Genomic DNA, 15,755 nt, shown 5'->3' with positions numbered 1-15,755 from the left:
TATTGGGTTTAGAACGGCCGAACGACGACCAGAATTACGATTGCCAGCAATATCAGAACCGGAACCTCATTGAACCAGCGATAAAAGACATGGCTGCGGGTGTTTTCGCCACGGGCAAAACGTTTTACCTGGGCGCCGCACATGTGGTGATAGCCGATCAGCAACACGACCAGGGTCAGTTTGGCGTGTATCCAGCCACCCTGGCTGAAGATGCCTGGATTGAGGTAGATGAGCCAGCCGCCAAAGATCAGCGTGGCGATCATCGCCGGGCCCATGATGCCCCGGTACAGCTTGCGCTCCATGACGCTGAAGCGTTCCTTGCTGATCGTGTCTTCGCTTTGTGCGTGATAAACGAACAGTCTTGGCAGGTAGAACAGGCCAGCAAACCAGCACACGACGCTGACGATGTGAAACGCTTTGAGCCACAGATAGAGCATTTTTAGTTATTCCAGGTTCACGGTAGTCTGAATAGTAGAGGCTTGAGCGTCCGCACGTCACCTTGACGGTTGTCGCAGGGGCGCGCGGCCCCTATTATCGACGGCTTTCCAGTGGGTTCGTTGAGGGCAGGTTTATGGTCAAGGTCGGTATCGTCGGCGGCACGGGTTACACCGGTGTCGAACTGCTGCGTCTGTTGGCGCAACATCCGCAAGCTGAGGTGGTTGTCATCACCTCCCGATCCGAGGCTGGCCTGGCCGTAGCCGACATGTACCCGAACCTGCGAGGCCATTACGACGGCCTGGCGTTCAGCGTTCCGGACATCAAGACCCTGGGTGCCTGCGATGTGGTGTTCTTCGCCACGCCGCACGGTGTTGCCCATGCCCTGGCGGGCGAACTGCTGACGGCCGGGACCAAGGTCATCGACCTGTCGGCCGACTTCCGTCTGCAAGACGCCGATGAATGGGCCAAGTGGTACGGCCAGCCGCACGGTGCACCGGAGTTGTTGGACGAAGCGGTCTACGGCTTGCCGGAAGTCAATCGCGAGCAGATCAAGAAAGCACGCCTGATTGCCGTCCCGGGCTGCTACCCAACTGCCACGCAATTGGGTTTCCTGCCATTGCTCGAAGCCGGCCTGGCCGATGCTGCGCATCTGATTGCTGACTGCAAATCCGGTGTCAGCGGTGCCGGTCGTGGCGCTTCCGTAGGTTCGCTGTACTCCGAGACGTCGGAAAGCATGAAGGCCTATGCCGTCAAAGGTCACCGTCATTTGCCGGAAATCCGCCAGGGATTGCGTCGTGCAGCGGGCAAGGACGTCGGCCTGACCTTCGTTCCGCACCTGACGCCGATGATTCGCGGCATTCACTCGACGCTCTACGCCACTGTTGTCGATCGCTCGGTGGATCTGCAGGCGTTGTTTGAAAAGCGTTATGCCAACGAACCGTTCGTCGATGTCATGCCGGCCGGCAGCCATCCGGAGACGCGTAGCGTGCGGGGTGCCAATGTCTGCCGTATTGCCGTGCATCGCCCTCAGGACGGTGATCTGGTGGTGGTGCTGTCGGTGATCGACAACCTGGTCAAGGGGGCGTCGGGTCAGGCCGTGCAGAACATGAACATTCTGTTCGGGCTGGATGAGCGTCTGGGTCTCTCCCACGCCGGCATGCTGCCTTGAGAGCAGCGACAAGCTTCAAGTTGTAAGCCGCAAGCTTGAAGCTCACAGCTTGAAGCTTGTCGCTGCTCCTAGAATAGTTGACCGCTTTTCTAGGAGAAGCGGATAATGCGCGTCATCACGCAATATGACGGCGTAACGCCGGGAGATAGTCAGCATGAGCGTCGAATCCTTCACCCCCACGGCTTTGCAATTCACCCACGGTGCCGCGCACAAGGTGAAGAGCCTGGTCGATGAAGAGGGGAATGATCGCTTGAAGCTGCGCGTATTCGTTACGGGCGGCGGTTGTTCAGGTTTTCAGTACGGTTTCACTTTCGATGAGGAAGTGGCCGATGACGACACCATCGTCGAACGCGAAGGCGTGAGCCTGGTGGTCGATCCGATGAGCTTCCAGTATCTGGCCGGTGCCGAGGTGGACTACCAGGAAGGTCTGGAAGGTTCGCGTTTCGTCATCAAGAACCCGAATGCGACCACCACCTGTGGCTGCGGGTCTTCGTTCTCGATCTGATCAGCGCGCCTGTTTCACAGAACGCCGCACGGCCTCAGGGTCTTGCGGCGTTTTGCTGTGTGGAGGATTTATGCGGGGTAGATGGCGCCGAGTACGCGCAATCCACGGGCACCGGTAACGCTCGGACGGTTGGCCGCGATGCCTTCGAGGCAACAATGAGCCAGCCACGCGAAGGCCATGGCTTCGACCCAGTCGGGGTCTACACCGTATGTCGCGGTGCTGCTGACACTGGCGTTTGGCAGCAGGCTGGCCAGGCGGTTCATCAAGGCCGTGTTGTGGGCGCCGCCGCCGCAGACCAGCAGTTCCTGCGTGTTTGCCTGGGCGCTTTGCAGTGATTCGATGATGGTCAGTGCAGTCAGTTCAAGCAGCGTCGCCTGAACATCCTCGGCGCGGAAGGTTGGCAGCTGGGCCAGATGTCGCGTCAGCCATGGCAGGTTGAACACTTCCCGCCCGGTACTCTTCGGGCCTTTGGTCACAAAGAACGGGTCACTCAGTAGCGCATTCAACAGCACCGGTTGAATGTTGCCGCTGGCAGCCCATTGGCCGTCACGGTCAAAGTGGTCGCCGCGTTGCTGGTGAATCCAGGCGTCCAGCAGCACATTGCCCGGGCCGCAGTCGAAACCGGCGACCGGCTTGCCGGGCTCGATCAGGCTGAGATTGCTGAAGCCGCCTACGTTCAGGACTGCACGATTCCCGCCCTGCTCTTCAAACAGGGCTTCGTGAAAGGCGGGAACCAGCGGTGCACCTTGTCCCCCGGCAGCGACATCGCGGCTGCGGAAGTCGCTGACCACGGTGATGCCGGTCAGCTCCGTCAGCAGGGCCGGGTTGCCGATCTGCACGGTGAAGCCGCGTGCCGGTTCATGGCGGATGGTCTGGCCATGGCTGCCAATGGCGCGAATGTCGTCAGGCTTCAGTTGCTGTTGAGCGAGGAGGGTGTGAATTCCTTGCGCTGCCAGTTTCACCCAGTTCTGCTGGGCGATGGCGGAGCGGGCGATCTCGTCCGGGCCGCTGGCGCACAAGCCGAGCAGCTCGGCGCGCAGGGAGTCGGGCATCGGGATGTAGTGGGAGGCGATCAGCCTGATCGCCGGGGCTTGCTCGATCAGCGCGATATCCAGGCCATCAAGGCTGGTCCCGGACATCACGCCTATATAGAGCGCCATGACTTAACGCTTGCTCGAAGCCAGCATCGTGGCTTTTTCCTGATCCATGCGCGCCATCAGAGGCTGGCTTTGGGCGAGGAAGCGTGCGCGTTCGGCCTTGGCAATCGGATCGGCCATCGGCAGCTTCTGGCCCAACGGGTCGACGTGCACACCATTGACCTGGAACTCGTAGTGCAGGTGCGGGCCGGTGGAGAGGCCAGTGGTGCCGATATAGCCAATCACCTGGCCCTGCTTCACCGTGCCGCCAGTTTTCACGCCTTTGGCGAAGCCTTGCATGTGGCCGTAGAGCGTGGTGTAGGTATTGCCGTGCTGGAGAACGACGGTATTGCCGTAGCCACCACGACGACCGGCCAGCAAGACCTTGCCATCACCGGCTGCCTTGATCGGCGTACCGCGCGGTGCTGCGTAGTCGACGCCTTTGTGGGCGCGGATCTTGTTCAGGATCGGGTGTTTGCGGCCCATGGAAAATTTCGAGCTGATGCGGGCGAAGTCCACTGGCGTGCGGATGAACGCCTTGCGCATGCTGTTGCCGTCAGCGGTGTAGTAGCTGCTGTTGCCTTGTTTGTTGGTGTAGCGAACGGCGGTGTAGGTCTTGCCGCGGTTGGTAAAGCGTGCCGACAGGATCGGGCCATTGCCGACGGCCTTGCCGTTGACCACTTTTTGCTCGTAGATCACGTCGAATTCGTCGCCCTGGCGAATGTCCTGGGCGAAGTCCACGTCGTAGCCGAACACACTGGCCATGTCCATGGTCAGGCTGTGGGACAGGCCTGCTCGGGCCGCGGACTGCGACAGCGAGCTGTTGATCACGCCGTGAACATAGGCGGAGCGCACGGTCGGTTTCGCTGTGATGCGATTGAACGTGTAGCCCTTGTCGTTCCTGGTCAGGCTGATGCTTTCGACGTCGTTGAGCTTGCTGTGCAAGTTGGTCAACTGGCCGTCAGGGCTCAGTTCGAATTCAAGTTTTTGGCCACGCTTGAGCTGGCTGAACTGCTTGGCCTGCTTGTCGCTGGCCAGTATTTCATGCACCGAAGTGGCTGGAAGCCCGACTTTCTCGAACAGCGTGGAGAGGGTATCGCCTTTGGCGACGATCACTTCCCTGTGGCTTGCCGGCTTCTTTTCTTCAACTTCAACGACCGGCGCCGGTTCGGCTTGAGCGGCTTCCTGGGTGTCCTCGGCGCTGTTGTCGATCTGCGCGAAGGGGGATGTTGCGGGTTCATTTGTGGCTTGAACGACTTCTGCAGCGTCTTGATCTTGTGTCAGTTGTTCAGCAGGACTTTCCAGTTCAAGACTCAGGGTCGTTTTTTTGGCTTCAACATCGCTGGAAGGGAATACCAGGAGCGCCAGGCTGAGAAGGGCGGCGATTCCACTTGCGGCGAGCAGGTGGGTCTTCGGGTAAAGCGGCGGCGCTTTAGACGATTCGTTGGTCATAAGTGATTTTGACTTTGAAAAAGATGAATTGGAAAAGATGAATGACATGATGAAGATGAAATAACTGTATAAAATATAACCAAATCATCTCTGAAGCAAGTCCGTAGGTGCCCTGCCTGCGGATTGGCGTCCGTGCGCCGGGCAAACCTTGTATTTGACGCGCGATCTTGTATGGTTGGTTCCCTTTGAATCTGAGCCTTGCGGGTCTGTTATGAAGTCGGTTGAAGAGCAGCTAGCGCTGATCAAACGTGGTGCGGAAGAACTGTTGGTCGAGTCCGAGCTGATTGAAAAGCTCAAGCGTGGCCAGCCGCTGCGTATTAAGGCAGGCTTCGATCCAACGGCTCCGGACCTGCACCTGGGTCACACCGTGCTTATTAATAAGCTGCGTCAGTTCCAGGAACTGGGGCATCAGGTGATCTTCCTGATTGGTGACTTCACCGGGATGATCGGTGATCCGAGCGGCAAGAGTGCTACACGTCCGCCGCTCACTCGCGAGCAGGTCCTCGAGAACGCCGAGACCTACAAGACTCAGGTCTTCAAGATTCTGGACCCGGCAAAAACCGAAGTGGCCTTCAACTCCACCTGGATGGATCAGATGGGGCCGGCCGACTTCATTCGCCTGACTTCGCAGTACACCGTGGCTCGCATGCTCGAGCGCGATGACTTCGACAAGCGCTACACGACCAATCAGCCAATCGCCATTCACGAGTTCCTGTATCCGCTGGTTCAGGGTTACGACTCGGTAGCTTTGCGCGCAGACGTCGAGCTCGGAGGCACCGATCAGAAGTTCAACCTGCTGATGGGGCGTGAGCTGCAGCGTGGTTATGGTCAGGAAGCTCAGTGCATCTTGACCATGCCGCTGCTTGAGGGGCTGGATGGCGTGAAGAAAATGTCCAAGTCCTTGGGCAACTACGTCGGCATCCAGGAAGCGCCGGGTGTGATGTACAGCAAGCTGGTTTCCATTCCGGATGCGCTGATGTGGCGCTACTTCGAATTGCTCAGCTTCCGCTCCATGGATGAGATCAATGCGTTCCGCGTTGATGTGGAGGCGGGTGCCAACCCGCGCGACATCAAGATCAAGCTGGCTGAAGAGATCGTTGCGCGTTTCCATGGTGAAGAGGCTGCTGCCAACGCTCATCGTGCTGCCGGTAACCGAATGAAGGATGGCGAGCTGCCGGACGATCTGCCAGAGATCGAGTTGACTGCTGCCGAGGATATGCCGATTGCTGCGGTCCTTAATAAGGCGGGCCTGGTGAAGAACTCGGCAATGGCGCGCGATCTTCTCGGTTCGGGTGGCGTGCGTATAGATGGTGAGGTGGTTGATCGCACCTTTATATACGCAGTGGGTGCGACCCATGTTTGCCAGGCCGGCAAGAAGGCATTTGCGCGTATTACGCTCAAAGCTGAATAAGGTTGAAATTAAGTGTTGACGGCGAATTCTAGAAGCCTATAATTCGCCCCACTTCCGGCGCAGTCGAAACGGAAAACTCCTTGGTAAACAAAGAGTTACGCAGTTTTCGACAGCAGGTTGCTTCAGGTCATCGAAGCGCCAAGGAAGTTGAAAAAGAGGTGTTGACAGCAGCGTGTAACGCTGTAGAATTCGCCTCCCGCTGACGAGAGATCGAAGGCGCAAGTGGTTGAAGTTGTTAAGGATTCCTTGAAAGCTTCTGAAAAAAATCACTTGACAGTAAATGAGGCTGCTGTAGAATGCGCGCCTCTGTTGAGATGAAAGATCTTAACCAACCGCTCTTTAACAACTGAATCAAGCAATTCGTGTGGGTGCTTGTGGAGTCAGACTGCTAGTCAACAGATTATCAGCATCACAAGTTACTCCGCGAGAAATCAAAGATGTAACCAACGATTGCTGAGCCAAGTTTAGGGTTTTCTCAAAACCCAAAGATGTTTGAACTGAAGAGTTTGATCATGGCTCAGATTGAACGCTGGCGGCAGGCCTAACACATGCAAGTCGAGCGGATGAAGAGAGCTTGCTCTCTGATTCAGCGGCGGACGGGTGAGTAATGCCTAGGAATCTGCCTGGTAGTGGGGGACAACGTTTCGAAAGGAACGCTAATACCGCATACGTCCTACGGGAGAAAGCAGGGGACCTTCGGGCCTTGCGCTATCAGATGAGCCTAGGTCGGATTAGCTAGTTGGTGAGGTAATGGCTCACCAAGGCGACGATCCGTAACTGGTCTGAGAGGATGATCAGTCACACTGGAACTGAGACACGGTCCAGACTCCTACGGGAGGCAGCAGTGGGGAATATTGGACAATGGGCGAAAGCCTGATCCAGCCATGCCGCGTGTGTGAAGAAGGTCTTCGGATTGTAAAGCACTTTAAGTTGGGAGGAAGGGCATGTAGACCTAATACGTTAGTGTTTTGACGTTACCGACAGAATAAGCACCGGCTAACTCTGTGCCAGCAGCCGCGGTAATACAGAGGGTGCAAGCGTTAATCGGAATTACTGGGCGTAAAGCGCGCGTAGGTGGTTCGTTAAGTTGGATGTGAAAGCCCCGGGCTCAACCTGGGAACTGCATTCAAAACTGACGAGCTAGAGTATGGTAGAGGGTGGTGGAATTTCCTGTGTAGCGGTGAAATGCGTAGATATAGGAAGGAACACCAGTGGCGAAGGCGACCACCTGGACTGATACTGACACTGAGGTGCGAAAGCGTGGGGAGCAAACAGGATTAGATACCCTGGTAGTCCACGCCGTAAACGATGTCAACTAGCCGTTGGGAGCCTTGAGCTCTTAGTGGCGCAGCTAACGCATTAAGTTGACCGCCTGGGGAGTACGGCCGCAAGGTTAAAACTCAAATGAATTGACGGGGGCCCGCACAAGCGGTGGAGCATGTGGTTTAATTCGAAGCAACGCGAAGAACCTTACCAGGCCTTGACATCCAATGAACTTTCCAGAGATGGATTGGTGCCTTCGGGAGCATTGAGACAGGTGCTGCATGGCTGTCGTCAGCTCGTGTCGTGAGATGTTGGGTTAAGTCCCGTAACGAGCGCAACCCTTGTCCTTAGTTACCAGCACGTTATGGTGGGCACTCTAAGGAGACTGCCGGTGACAAACCGGAGGAAGGTGGGGATGACGTCAAGTCATCATGGCCCTTACGGCCTGGGCTACACACGTGCTACAATGGTCGGTACAGAGGGTTGCCAAGCCGCGAGGTGGAGCTAATCCCACAAAACCGATCGTAGTCCGGATCGCAGTCTGCAACTCGACTGCGTGAAGTCGGAATCGCTAGTAATCGCGAATCAGAATGTCGCGGTGAATACGTTCCCGGGCCTTGTACACACCGCCCGTCACACCATGGGAGTGGGTTGCACCAGAAGTAGCTAGTCTAACCTTCGGGAGGACGGTTACCACGGTGTGATTCATGACTGGGGTGAAGTCGTAACAAGGTAGCCGTAGGGGAACCTGCGGCTGGATCACCTCCTTAATCGACGACTCAGCTGCTCCATAAGTTCCCACACGAATTGCTTGATTCATTGAAGAAGACGATAGAAGCAGCTTTAAGCTCCAAGCTGATAGCTCAACGCTAACAGTTACGCGCTCGAAATTGGGTCTGTAGCTCAGTTGGTTAGAGCGCACCCCTGATAAGGGTGAGGTCGGCAGTTCGAATCTGCCCAGACCCACCAATTTTGTATGGGGCCATAGCTCAGCTGGGAGAGCGCCTGCCTTGCACGCAGGAGGTCAACGGTTCGATCCCGTTTGGCTCCACCATTAACTGCTTCGAAAGTTTGAGAGTTTAGAAATGAATATTCTGCAATGAATATTGATTTCTAGTCTTTTGATTAGATCGTTCTTTAAAAATTTGGGTATGTGATAGAAAGATAGACTGAACGTTACTTTCACTGGTAACGGATCAGGCTAAGGTAAAATTTGTGAGTTGCTCTTTATGAGCAAGAATCGAATTTTCGGCGAATGTCGTCTTCACAGTATAACCAGATTGCTTGGGGTTATATGGTCAAGTGAAGAAGCGCATACGGTGGATGCCTTGGCAGTCAGAGGCGATGAAAGACGTGGTAGCCTGCGAAAAGCTTCGGGGAGTCGGCAAACAGACTTTGATCCGGAGATGTCTGAATGGGGGAACCCAGCCATCATAAGATGGTTATCTTGTACTGAATACATAGGTGCAAGAGGCGAACCAGGGGAACTGAAACATCTAAGTACCCTGAGGAAAAGAAATCAACCGAGATTCCCTTAGTAGTGGCGAGCGAACGGGGACTAGCCCTTAAGTGGCTTTGAGATTAGCGGAACGCTCTGGAAAGTGCGGCCATAGTGGGTGATAGCCCTGTACGCGAAAATCTCTTGGTCATGAAATCGAGTAGGACGGAGCACGAGAAACTTTGTCTGAATATGGGGGGACCATCCTCCAAGGCTAAATACTACTGACTGACCGATAGTGAACTAGTACCGTGAGGGAAAGGCGAAAAGAACCCCGGAGAGGGGAGTGAAATAGATCCTGAAACCGTATGCGTACAAGCAGTGGGAGCCCACTTTGTTGGGTGACTGCGTACCTTTTGTATAATGGGTCAGCGACTTATTTTCAGTGGCGAGCTTAACCGAATAGGGAGGCGTAGCGAAAGCGAGTCTTAATAGGGCGTCTAGTCGCTGGGAATAGACCCGAAACCGGGCGATCTATCCATGGGCAGGTTGAAGGTTAGGTAACACTGACTGGAGGACCGAACCGACTACCGTTGAAAAGTTAGCGGATGACCTGTGGATCGGAGTGAAAGGCTAATCAAGCTCGGAGATAGCTGGTTCTCCTCGAAAGCTATTTAGGTAGCGCCTCATGTATCACTGTAGGGGGTAGAGCACTGTTTCGGCTAGGGGTCATCCCGACTTACCAAACCGATGCAAACTCCGAATACCTACAAGTGCCGAGCATGGGAGACACACGGCGGGTGCTAACGTCCGTCGTGAAAAGGGAAACAACCCAGACCGTCAGCTAAGGTCCCAAAGTTATGGTTAAGTGGGAAACGATGTGGGAAGGCTTAGACAGCTAGGAGGTTGGCTTAGAAGCAGCCACCCTTTAAAGAAAGCGTAATAGCTCACTAGTCGAGTCGGCCTGCGCGGAAGATGTAACGGGGCTCAAACCATACACCGAAGCTACGGGTATCATCTTCGGATGATGCGGTAGAGGAGCGTTCTGTAAGCCTGTGAAGGTGAGTTGAGAAGCTTGCTGGAGGTATCAGAAGTGCGAATGCTGACATGAGTAACGACAATGGGTGTGAAAAACACCCACGCCGAAAGACCAAGGTTTCCTGCGCAACGTTAATCGACGCAGGGTTAGTCGGTCCCTAAGGCGAGGCTGAAAAGCGTAGTCGATGGAAAACAGGTTAATATTCCTGTACTTCTGGTTATTGCGATGGAGGGACGGAGAAGGCTAGGCCAGCTTGGCGTTGGTTGTCCAAGTTTAAGGTGGTAGGCTGAGATCTTAGGTAAATCCGGGATCTTAAGGCCGAGAGCTGATGACGAGTTACCCTTTGGGTGACGAAGTGGTTGATGCCATGCTTCCAAGAAAAGCTTCTAAGCTTCAGATAACCAGGAACCGTACCCCAAACCGACACAGGTGGTTGGGTAGAGAATACCAAGGCGCTTGAGAGAACTCGGGTGAAGGAACTAGGCAAAATGGCACCGTAACTTCGGGAGAAGGTGCGCCGGTGAGGGTGAAGGACTTGCTCCGTAAGCCCACGCCGGTCGAAGATACCAGGCCGCTGCGACTGTTTATTAAAAACACAGCACTCTGCAAACACGAAAGTGGACGTATAGGGTGTGACGCCTGCCCGGTGCCGGAAGGTTAATTGATGGGGTTAGCTAACGCGAAGCTCTTGATCGAAGCCCCGGTAAACGGCGGCCGTAACTATAACGGTCCTAAGGTAGCGAAATTCCTTGTCGGGTAAGTTCCGACCTGCACGAATGGCGTAACGATGGCGGCGCTGTCTCCACCCGAGACTCAGTGAAATTGAAATCGCTGTGAAGATGCAGTGTATCCGCGGCTAGACGGAAAGACCCCGTGAACCTTTACTATAGCTTTGCACTGGACTTTGAATTTGCTTGTGTAGGATAGGTGGGAGGCTTTGAAGCGTGGACGCCAGTTCGCGTGGAGCCATCCTTGAAATACCACCCTGGCAACTTTGAGGTTCTAACTCAGGTCCGTTATCCGGATCGAGGACAGTGTATGGTGGGTAGTTTGACTGGGGCGGTCTCCTCCTAAAGAGTAACGGAGGAGTACGAAGGTGCGCTCAGACCGGTCGGAAATCGGTCGTAGAGTATAAAGGCAAAAGCGCGCTTGACTGCGAGACAGACACGTCGAGCAGGTACGAAAGTAGGTCTTAGTGATCCGGTGGTTCTGTATGGAAGGGCCATCGCTCAACGGATAAAAGGTACTCCGGGGATAACAGGCTGATACCGCCCAAGAGTTCATATCGACGGCGGTGTTTGGCACCTCGATGTCGGCTCATCACATCCTGGGGCTGAAGCCGGTCCCAAGGGTATGGCTGTTCGCCATTTAAAGTGGTACGCGAGCTGGGTTTAGAACGTCGTGAGACAGTTCGGTCCCTATCTGCCGTGGACGTTTGAGATTTGAGAGGGGCTGCTCCTAGTACGAGAGGACCGGAGTGGACGAACCTCTGGTGTTCCGGTTGTCACGCCAGTGGCATTGCCGGGTAGCTATGTTCGGAAAAGATAACCGCTGAAAGCATCTAAGCGGGAAACTTGCCTCAAGATGAGATCTCACTGGAACCTTGAGTTCCCTGAAGGGCCGTCGAAGACTACGACGTTGATAGGTTGGGTGTGTAAGCGCTGTGAGGCGTTGAGCTAACCAATACTAATTGCCCGTGAGGCTTGACCATATAACACCCAAGCAATTTGCGAACTCGAGAGAGGCCAGATTGCGGTGTGTGAAGACGAAACGAACCGAAAGTTCGAGAGACTCGCAAAACACCAGCTGTCACATACCCAATTTGCTGAAGCGAGGCCAACTGGTCACGACTCAGTACCCGAATTTCTTGACGACCATAGAGCGTTGGAACCACCTGATCCCATCCCGAACTCAGAAGTGAAACGATGCATCGCCGATGGTAGTGTGGGGTTTCCCCATGTGAGAGTAGGTCATCGTCAAGATTAAATTCCGAAACCCCAATTGCGAAAGCAGTTGGGGTTTTGTTTTTGCCCGCAGAAAAGTCACGGCTACTGGATTTCTATGCAATAGCTCGGCGCGTGGCTATCATGCGGGCCTCATTGTGAGGCGAGACCTGCATGCTGACGTTGTTAAAGCTTCTTAAAGATGGCCGATTCCATTCGGGTGAAGCATTGGGTGCTGCCCTGGGCGTCAGTCGTAGTGCCGTGTGGAAGCAGCTTCAGCATTTGGAAGCTGAGCTGGGACTGTCCATTCATAAAGTTCGTGGGCGCGGCTATCAATTGTCCGCGCCATTGGCGCTGCTCGATCCTTCCGAGATCAGCGCCCGGACGATTTCCTGCGACTGGCCCGTCCAGGTTTACGACTCAATCGACTCTACGAACGCCGAGGCGCTGCGAGCCATAGAACGGGGGCAGGCTGCGCCCTTTGTTGTGCTCTCGGAGCGGCAGACGGCCGGGCGCGGGCGACGGGGTCGCAAATGGGTCAGTCCCTTCGCTGAAAACGTCTATTACAGCCTGGTACTGCGCATTGATGGTGGCATGCGCCAGTTGGAGGGCTTGAGTCTCGTCGTCGGGCTCGCTGTTTTGCAGACGTTACGTGAGCTGGGTATTGCAGCCGCTGGATTGAAGTGGCCCAACGATGTTTTGGTGGGTCAGAAAAAGATCGCTGGAATATTGCTCGAGCTGGTCGGTGACCCTGCTGATGTGTGTCACGTGGTTCTGGGGGTGGGAATCAATGTGAACATGCAGTCCGCTGACGAGGTGGACCAGCAATGGACATCCATGCGGCTCGAATCAGGCAAGTTGTTTGATCGCAACCAATTGGTCGCCATGTTGGGGGAGATGCTGCAGCGATACCTGGCTCGTCACCAGGCGGGTGGTTTTTTGGCCATACAGTCGGAGTGGGAGCAAAATCACCTGTGGCAAGGGCGAAGCGTGTCGTTGATTGCCGGTGTCAATCAAATTGATGGTGAGGTGCTTGGTATCGATGGCCAGGGTGCCCTGCGCCTGAAGGTGGATGGTGTGGAGAAAGTCTTCAGTGGTGGTGAATTGAGCCTGAGGTTGCGCGATGATTCTTGAGCTCGATTGTGGGAATAGTTTCATCAAGTGGCGCGTGCTTGAGGCGAATGCCGGGCAGGTGCTTGGTGAGGGGGTGGTCGATTCCAATCTCGCATTGCTTGAGGGGTTGGGGGGGCTCAAAGGGCTTGCCCTCACGTTTTGTCGGCTAGTGAGCGTCAGGACGGCGGAAGAGACCGGTGCGCTGACGTCATTGCTGAAGGATACCTTTGATGTGCCGATAGTTTGCGCGGCGCCTGCTCGCGAAATGTCAGGCGTGCGCAACGGTTATGAAGAGTTTGAGCGGCTGGGTCTGGATCGCTGGCTTGCAATGCTTGGAGGCTTTCATCTGGCTTCAGGTGCGTGCCTGGTGCTCGACTTCGGTACGGCCGTGACTGCGGACTTTATCGCTTCTGATGGAGAGCACCTGGGTGGTTTCATCTGTCCGGGCATGCCGTTGATGCGCAACCAGTTGCGTACCCATACGCGCAAAATTCGTTACGGAGATCTGGCGGCGGAGCAGGCTCTGGAGAGTCTTGTCCCGGGTCGTGCGACTGTCGAGGCTGTCGAGCGTGGTTGTTTGCTGATGTTGCGCGGCTTCGTAATGACTCAGCTCGAGTTGGCGCGCAGCTACTGGGGTGAGAACTTTGTCGTATTCCTCACTGGGGGGGATGCGAGCCTGGTTTCTGAGGTCGTGCCTCGGGCCAGGGTGGTTCCGGACTTGGTGTTTGTCGGATTGGCCATGGCCTGTCCCTTGTCCTGAGGTTTTTATGCGTTGGTTGTTTCTGCTGCTGCTTGTCCTCAATGGCTTTTACTACATCTGGCATCAACAAGAGGCTCCACTGCGCGCGAAGGATGTCACGCCTTTGAGTCTGTATCGCGGGTCTCAGCAGGATATACGCCTGTTGAGCGAGGCGGGTGACGCCTCCAAAGACAAGGCTAAAGCTGTCTCGCCAGACAATGGCTGCCTTTATCTGGGGGGATATACGCGCCAGGACGCCGCGCAGGCGGTTGAGCGGCGGTTGAGCGGGATGGAGGTCAAATACCAATCCCTGCCCAGAGGCTCGGAAAGCGCAGGGTATTGGGTGCGTATTGCGCCGGAAAGCCGGCGTTGGCTGGACGATCTGCAGCTGCAAAACCTTTCTAAAGAATTCAATGAGTTAAAACATAAAATAATGCCGTGCGAGGGGGTTGCGCCCACTGAGTAGTTTGCATAGAATGGCGCCCGCTCCACAGCGAACACCGGAAACGGTTAGCGATGTGAAGCGAGGTCAACGCAGCTAACCTCAAGATTTAATTGAGAAAATGCTTGACAGAAGGCTGGCATGATGTAGAATGCCGGCTCGCTTAGGAGGGGTTCCCGAGCGGCCAAAGGGATCAGACTGTAAATCTGACGTCTACGACTTCGAAGGTTCGAATCCTTCCCCCTCCACCATTTTTAGCGAGAGCTGTAAGCCTCGCGGGTATAGTTTAGTGGTAGAACCTCAGCCTTCCAAGCTGATGATGCGGGTTCGATTCCCGCTACCCGCTCCAAGTTTACGGGTTTTGCACAGTGTTACGCTCTTGTAGCTCAGTTGGTAGAGCACACCCTTGGTAAGGGTGAGGTCAGCGGTTCAAATCCGCTCAAGAGCTCCATATAACAAGGCAGATATGAAAATATCTGCCTTTGTTTTAGGTGGTTGTGGTTGCGCCTCGTTGTGTTTTCGGGGTTGCCGGTGTCGCAGATACTGGTGTTGCAGTCGGGATTGCCTGGTAAGTGTTGTAAAGTCTTTTTCGGGTCGGCATAATGGTCGGCCTGATTTTGTTTTAGGTCAGTAGCTCAATTGGCAGAGCGACGGTCTCCAAAACCGTAGGTTGGGGGTTCGATTCCCTCCTGACCTGCCAGATTCACCTGGTGTGTCTGGCTTTCTTTTCACAGGATCTTCATAGATGACTCCTAAAGCTGAAGCTCAAGGCTCTCGTTTCGACCTCCTCAAGTGGCTTGTAGTAGTCGCTCTGGTGGTTGTTGGCGTTGTTGGCAATCAGTACTTTTCTGCTTCGCCGATCCTGTACCGTGTGCTCGCATTGCTTGCCATTGCTGCTGTAGCTGCCTTTGTAGGCCTGCAGACGGCCAAGGGCAAGTCTTTCTTTGTACTGGTTAAGGAAGCACGCACCGAGATTCGTAAAGTCGTTTGGCCAACTCGCCAAGAAACCACGCAGACCACCCTGATTGTGGTGGCTGTTGTTCTGGTTATGGCGTTGCTGTTGTGGGGTCTTGATTCCCTGCTCGGCTGGCTTGTTTCCTTGATTGTCGGCTAAGGGTGTCCCGTGGCTAAGCGTTGGTATGTTGTGCATGCTTACTCCGGTTACGAGAAGCATGTAATGCGCTCGCTGATCGAGCGCGTAAAGCTGGCCGGTATGGAAGACGGCTTCGGCGAAATTCTGGTTCCCACTGAAGAAGTGGTTGAAATGCGTAATGGCCAGAAACGCAAAAGCGAACGCAAATTCTTCCCTGGCTACGTGCTGGTGCAGATGGATATGAACGAGGGTACTTGGCACTTGGTCAAGGATACTCCTCGGGTGATGGGTTTCATCGGCGGTACCGCCGACAAGCCTGCACCGATCACCGATAAGGAAGCAGAAGCGATTCTGCGCCGCGTTGCTGACGGTAGCGACAAGCCGAAACCGAAGACGTTGTTCGAGCCGGGCGAGTCGGTACGTGTCAATGACGGTCCATTCGCGGACTTTACCGGTGTTGTTGAAGAAGTTAACTACGAAAAGAGCCGGATTCAGGTCGCAGTGCTCATTTTCGGTCGCTCTACTCCGGTGGAGCTCGAGTTCAGCCAGGTCGAAAAGGTCTAGCTGAGCAACAA

Annotated in this window: 11 protein-coding genes, 6 tRNA genes and 3 rRNA genes; 17 read left to right on the top strand and 3 right to left on the bottom strand. The window is 55.1% G+C overall.

Translation table 11 applies throughout. From position 1 onward, the window contains the following. Window positions 1-8: 8 nt before the first annotated feature. A complete protein-coding gene (hemJ, locus tag ACEN83_RS27530) occupies window positions 9-437 on the bottom strand; it encodes a protoporphyrinogen oxidase HemJ (protein WP_046039521.1) in 429 nt (142 codons plus the stop codon). 134 nt (window positions 438-571) lie between these two features. On the opposite strand from hemJ, the gene argC reads away from it, so the two are divergent. Together argC and erpA are read left to right on the top strand one after the other, a co-directional pair. Beyond that, the gene (gene argC / locus ACEN83_RS27525; protein ID WP_495578889.1) at window positions 572-1,606 is read left to right on the top strand and encodes an N-acetyl-gamma-glutamyl-phosphate reductase; all 1,035 of its coding nucleotides are present in this window, start codon (window positions 572-574) and stop codon (window positions 1,604-1,606) included. A gap of 154 nt (window positions 1,607-1,760) precedes the next feature. After that, complete coding sequence (gene erpA, locus ACEN83_RS27520) at window positions 1,761-2,111, top strand: iron-sulfur cluster insertion protein ErpA (protein WP_007906865.1); 351 nt, start codon at window positions 1,761-1,763, stop codon at window positions 2,109-2,111. A gap of 68 nt (window positions 2,112-2,179) precedes the next feature. Here the strand turns inward: erpA and ACEN83_RS27515 are convergent, their stop codons facing one another. Both ACEN83_RS27515 and ACEN83_RS27510 read right to left on the bottom strand, forming a co-directional pair. After that, the gene (locus tag ACEN83_RS27515) at window positions 2,180-3,271 is read right to left on the bottom strand and encodes an anhydro-N-acetylmuramic acid kinase (RefSeq protein ID WP_495578888.1); all 1,092 of its coding nucleotides are present in this window, start codon (window positions 3,269-3,271) and stop codon (window positions 2,180-2,182) included. Window positions 3,272-3,274: 3 nt separating this feature from the next. Continuing rightward, window positions 3,275-4,699 carry a peptidoglycan DD-metalloendopeptidase family protein gene (locus ACEN83_RS27510; RefSeq protein WP_116582232.1) on the bottom strand — a complete coding sequence of 475 codons (1,425 nt, stop codon included), beginning with the start codon at window positions 4,697-4,699 and terminating at the stop codon, window positions 3,275-3,277. Between the two features lie 211 nt (window positions 4,700-4,910). On the opposite strand from ACEN83_RS27510, the gene tyrS reads away from it, so the two are divergent. From tyrS to nusG, 15 genes are all read left to right on the top strand, one after another. Further along, entirely contained in the window at window positions 4,911-6,110 is a 1,200-nt protein-coding gene (gene tyrS, locus ACEN83_RS27505; protein WP_495580915.1) for a tyrosine--tRNA ligase, read from the top strand. Between the two features lie 494 nt (window positions 6,111-6,604). Beyond that, a 16S ribosomal RNA gene (locus ACEN83_RS27500) occupies window positions 6,605-8,143 on the top strand. 122 nt (window positions 8,144-8,265) lie between these two features. Then, window positions 8,266-8,342, top strand: a tRNA-Ile gene (locus tag ACEN83_RS27495). Between the two features lie 9 nt (window positions 8,343-8,351). Then, a tRNA-Ala gene (locus tag ACEN83_RS27490) sits at window positions 8,352-8,427 on the top strand. A gap of 242 nt (window positions 8,428-8,669) precedes the next feature. Beyond that, window positions 8,670-11,561 (top strand): 23S ribosomal RNA (locus ACEN83_RS27485). A gap of 155 nt (window positions 11,562-11,716) precedes the next feature. Continuing rightward, a 5S ribosomal RNA gene (gene rrf / locus ACEN83_RS27480) occupies window positions 11,717-11,832 on the top strand. The 16S, 23S and 5S rRNA genes sit together here with 2 tRNA genes alongside, the layout of an rRNA operon. A 135-nt stretch (window positions 11,833-11,967) precedes the next feature. Continuing rightward, window positions 11,968-12,927, top strand: a complete 960-nt coding sequence (birA, locus tag ACEN83_RS27475) for a bifunctional biotin--[acetyl-CoA-carboxylase] ligase/biotin operon repressor BirA (protein ID WP_495578887.1) — start codon at window positions 11,968-11,970, stop codon at window positions 12,925-12,927. After that, window positions 12,917-13,666 carry a pantothenate kinase gene (locus ACEN83_RS27470; RefSeq protein WP_495578886.1) on the top strand — a complete coding sequence of 250 codons (750 nt, stop codon included), beginning with the start codon at window positions 12,917-12,919 and terminating at the stop codon, window positions 13,664-13,666. The genes birA and ACEN83_RS27470 overlap by 11 nt, the downstream gene beginning before the upstream one ends. A 7-nt stretch (window positions 13,667-13,673) precedes the next feature. Then, a complete protein-coding gene (locus ACEN83_RS27465) occupies window positions 13,674-14,111 on the top strand; it encodes a hypothetical protein (protein WP_116582923.1) in 438 nt (145 codons plus the stop codon). A gap of 142 nt (window positions 14,112-14,253) precedes the next feature. After that, window positions 14,254-14,338: transfer RNA gene (locus ACEN83_RS27460), tRNA-Tyr, on the top strand. Between the two features lie 24 nt (window positions 14,339-14,362). Further along, a tRNA-Gly gene (locus ACEN83_RS27455) sits at window positions 14,363-14,436 on the top strand. A 26-nt stretch (window positions 14,437-14,462) separates the two neighbouring features. Then, window positions 14,463-14,538, top strand: a tRNA-Thr gene (locus tag ACEN83_RS27450). Window positions 14,539-14,711: 173 nt separating this feature from the next. Further along, window positions 14,712-14,787 (top strand) — tRNA-Trp (locus ACEN83_RS27445). Window positions 14,788-14,832: 45 nt separating this feature from the next. Further along, entirely contained in the window at window positions 14,833-15,201 is a 369-nt protein-coding gene (gene secE / locus ACEN83_RS27440; RefSeq protein WP_102673697.1) for a preprotein translocase subunit SecE, read from the top strand. Window positions 15,202-15,210: 9 nt separating this feature from the next. Beyond that, a complete protein-coding gene (gene nusG, locus ACEN83_RS27435) occupies window positions 15,211-15,744 on the top strand; it encodes a transcription termination/antitermination protein NusG (RefSeq protein ID WP_007984405.1) in 534 nt (177 codons plus the stop codon). The last annotated feature ends 11 nt before the right edge of the window (window positions 15,745-15,755 follow it).

Source organism: Pseudomonas sp. Pseusp49 (assembly GCF_059491875.1).
This window is presented reverse-complemented; position numbering and strand designations above follow the sequence as displayed.

Coding starts and splice junctions, on each gene's coding strand:
- hemJ (WP_046039521.1), bottom strand. CDS start 437: ATGCTCTATCTGTGGCTCAAAGCGTTTCACATCGTCAGCGTCGTGTGC.
- argC (WP_495578889.1), top strand. CDS start 572: ATGGTCAAGGTCGGTATCGTCGGCGGCACGGGTTACACCGGTGTCGAA.
- erpA (WP_007906865.1), top strand. CDS start 1,761: ATGAGCGTCGAATCCTTCACCCCCACGGCTTTGCAATTCACCCACGGT.
- ACEN83_RS27515 (WP_495578888.1), bottom strand. CDS start 3,271: ATGGCGCTCTATATAGGCGTGATGTCCGGGACCAGCCTTGATGGCCTG.
- ACEN83_RS27510 (WP_116582232.1), bottom strand. CDS start 4,699: ATGACCAACGAATCGTCTAAAGCGCCGCCGCTTTACCCGAAGACCCAC.
- tyrS (WP_495580915.1), top strand. CDS start 4,911: ATGAAGTCGGTTGAAGAGCAGCTAGCGCTGATCAAACGTGGTGCGGAA.
- birA (WP_495578887.1), top strand. CDS start 11,968: ATGCTGACGTTGTTAAAGCTTCTTAAAGATGGCCGATTCCATTCGGGT.
- ACEN83_RS27470 (WP_495578886.1), top strand. CDS start 12,917: ATGATTCTTGAGCTCGATTGTGGGAATAGTTTCATCAAGTGGCGCGTG.
- ACEN83_RS27465 (WP_116582923.1), top strand. CDS start 13,674: ATGCGTTGGTTGTTTCTGCTGCTGCTTGTCCTCAATGGCTTTTACTAC.
- secE (WP_102673697.1), top strand. CDS start 14,833: ATGACTCCTAAAGCTGAAGCTCAAGGCTCTCGTTTCGACCTCCTCAAG.